Source organism: Coleofasciculus sp. FACHB-712 (assembly GCF_014695635.1).
Taxonomy (GTDB): Bacteria; Cyanobacteriota; Cyanobacteriia; order Cyanobacteriales; family FACHB-T130; genus FACHB-T130.
Genome location: NZ_JACJOQ010000501.1, coordinates 1 through 2,808, shown reverse-complemented (window position 1 = coordinate 2,808; position 2,808 = coordinate 1). Strand labels below are relative to the sequence as shown.

3 protein-coding genes are annotated in these 2,808 nt (G+C 44.7%); 2 read left to right on the top strand and 1 reads right to left on the bottom strand.

Annotated elements, in window-relative coordinates; genetic code table 11:
* Nucleotides 1–139: 139 nt before the first annotated feature.
* Both H6F50_RS16640 and H6F50_RS16635 read left to right on the top strand, forming a co-directional pair.
* On the top strand, nt 140–1,474 hold the full coding sequence (locus H6F50_RS16640; protein WP_190429557.1) for a TrkH family potassium uptake protein: 1,335 nt from the start codon (nt 140–142) through the stop codon (nt 1,472–1,474).
* A gap of 179 nt (nt 1,475–1,653) precedes the next feature.
* Nucleotides 1,654–2,352 (top strand): NAD-binding protein, encoded by a 699-nt coding sequence (locus H6F50_RS16635; protein WP_190429556.1) that lies wholly within the window; start codon nt 1,654–1,656, stop codon nt 2,350–2,352.
* A 60-nt stretch (nt 2,353–2,412) separates the two neighbouring features.
* On the opposite strand, the gene H6F50_RS16630 is transcribed toward H6F50_RS16635, so the two are convergent.
* A partial coding sequence (locus H6F50_RS16630) for a tetratricopeptide repeat protein (RefSeq protein WP_190429555.1) occupies nt 2,413–2,808 on the bottom strand: 396 nt, incomplete at its 5' end.

The window sequence follows — 2,808 nt, the reverse complement described above, 5'->3', positions numbered from 1 at the left end:
GAAGCGTCGTAGAACTGCTGAATTTGCTGATAAAGAGTTGAAGTCATGAAATTTTCAGGCGGTGTTGCTGAAAATTAGCCTACCAGAACTCGGAAAGCAGTAAGCTCTAAAAATACTTTTCCTGATAGACCGCTAGACCATGACTGTTGCCAGAACCATTTGCCTGGGATTTCTTGCTGTCATCACGTTGGGAACGATTTTACTAATACTGCCATTTTCAATCAGTGACGGCAGTTGGAGCAATCCGGTAATCGCGCTATTTACTTCCACGTCTGCCGTCTGCGTGACTGGTTTATCCGTGGTCGATGTGGGGAAATTTTATTCGTTTTGGGGACAATTGTTCATTGTCTTGCTGGTTCAGGTGGGCGGATTGGGCTACATGACCGCAACGACGTGCCTGTTGCTGTTGCTAGGACGCAAGTTTGGACTCCGAGAGAAGATAGCGATTCAACAATCCCTCGACAAGCCAGGATTATCCGGTGTGGTGGAATTGGTGCGCTCAATTATTGCCACTACGTTGATTATTGAAATAACTGGCATCTTTTTACTGATGCTGGTGTTTGTACCCGATTATGGGTTTGATCGCGGTCTTTGGCTATCAGTTTTTCATAGTGTAAATTCCTTTAACAATGCAGGTTTTGGCTTGTTTTCAGATAATTTGATGCAATACGTGCGATCGCCTTTGCTCAACCTGATTGTCACCGCCTTGATTATTTTGGGTGGGATTGGCTATGAAGTGATTATGGAGCTGTATTTATGGACGCGCGATCGCTTATCCAAGAGTCAAGCTTGTGTTGTCTTTTCTCTCAATTTTAAGATTGCTACCACTACCACTGTGTTTCTACTCATTCTGGGAACAATTCTCTTTTTGTTTACAGAGTTCAACAATCCCCAAACCTTTGGCGCACTTGATTTTCCCCAGAAGCTCATGGCGGCTTGGTTTCAATCGGTAACACCCCGAACAGCTGGTTTTAATACCATTGATATCGGGAAATTGACCGAAGCGTCTCTTTTTATTACCATTGCATTCATGTTTATTGGGACGAATCCTGGCAGTACCGGCGGCGGAATTAAAACCACGACGACAAGGGTTTTACTCAGTTCTACTCTCTCAGCATTACAAGGTAAGGAAGAAGTAATTGCTTATCAACGCCAAATCCCGATGGCGCTAATTGTGAAAGCGACTGGGGTTGCGGTTGGTTCGCTTCTGGTGGTCATTGGTTCCACGACTTTAATTGCGTTAAGCGATCCACAGGTGGCGTTTATCCAAATCTTATTTGAGGTTGTTTCAGCATTCGCCACGGTTGGACTTTCTACTGGTATTACAGCGAGTGTTTCAACGTTCGCCAAACTGGTATTGATTGCCACCATGTACATCGGTCGCGTGGGAGTGTTGCTCCTGATGTCAGCGATTCTCGGAAATCCCAGCCCCAGCATTATCCGCTATCCGGAGGAGAATTTGTTGGTAGGATAGCGATCGCACCCTCGATGCTCCATAAGCTAGAACCTGAGTAACCTCAAGCTTTTTGTCAGTTGTTCGTGACCCAATTGCAGCTTGTAGATTAAAAGGTTGAAAGTTAGAAGGTTGGTTTAAACCTGCAACTGTTTTCGACGAATGATCCCTAACTCAATGAGTCAGTCCGGAGTTTATTTGTGAACTTATCATCTTTAAACTTTTTTCGCAGTCTCAGCACTACTAACAAGCATCAATTTGCAGTCATTGGGTTAGGTCGTTTTGGTCGTGGCGTCTGCTCGACGCTACACCATCTAGGCTACGAAGTGCTGGGCATTGATGCCGACGAAAAGAAAGTAGCCCAAGTTTTGACCGATCAAATTGCTTCCCATGCCTTGCAGTTGGATTCGACAGAACCCGCTGCCCTTAAAGAGGGAGGAATTTTTGATTTTGATACGGTGATTGTGGCGATTGGCAATTATCTGGAAGCTAGCGTAGTGACGACCCTGAATCTAAAGGAAGGTGGGGTGGCTCATGTAGTGGCGAAGTCCTCGTCAGAAATTCATATGAAACTCCTGAAAAAAGTGGGAGCAGATCATGTGGTATTTCCAGAGCATGAAATGGGCTGTACTTTAGCGCGATCGCTGACTAAACCAGCTATTTTAGATCGGTTCGATCTGGACGTGGATAACAGTATTGTAGAAATTATTATTCCTGACGAATTTCACGGCAAAACTATCTCAGAATTGCAACTTCGCAGCCGCTATGGTTTGAATCTGCTAGCAGTCAGCCACGAGGGCAAATTTGAAATTAACCCCAATCCCAACCGGCGGCTTTATAAGGGGTCAGCAATGGTAGTGATTGGCTGCAACAAGGATATTAATCGTCTACCGATTTAAGAAATTAAAAATTAAAAATTAAAAAGATAGTTTTTTAATTTTTAATTTTTAATTTTTAATTCAAGAAGCGCCTAGCTGCTGTAGGAACTGGTTAATCTGGTCAATTTTGTCCGCATTCCCCTGCTGATTGAATAGCGTTTTAGCTTGGAAAAGAAAGGGGATTGCCTCTTCGCGTCGTCCAGTTTGTTGCAGCGTTACTCCCAAGTTAAAAAATGCATCTGCCAGAGTGGAATTGAGGACAATCGCTTCTTGGTAATTCGCGATCGCTTCCGCCAGCAGACCTTGCCGTTGCAAAGCTACGCCCAGATTATAGAGAGTCACGGCATCATTTGGGTTGAGGCGTTTGGCTTCCCTCAATGCCGCAGCTGCATCTTTGACCTGGTTCTCCTTTAACAGCATTGCTCCCAATTGTTGATAAGCGTCGCCATCATTGGGATTGAGACGCACCGCCTGCTT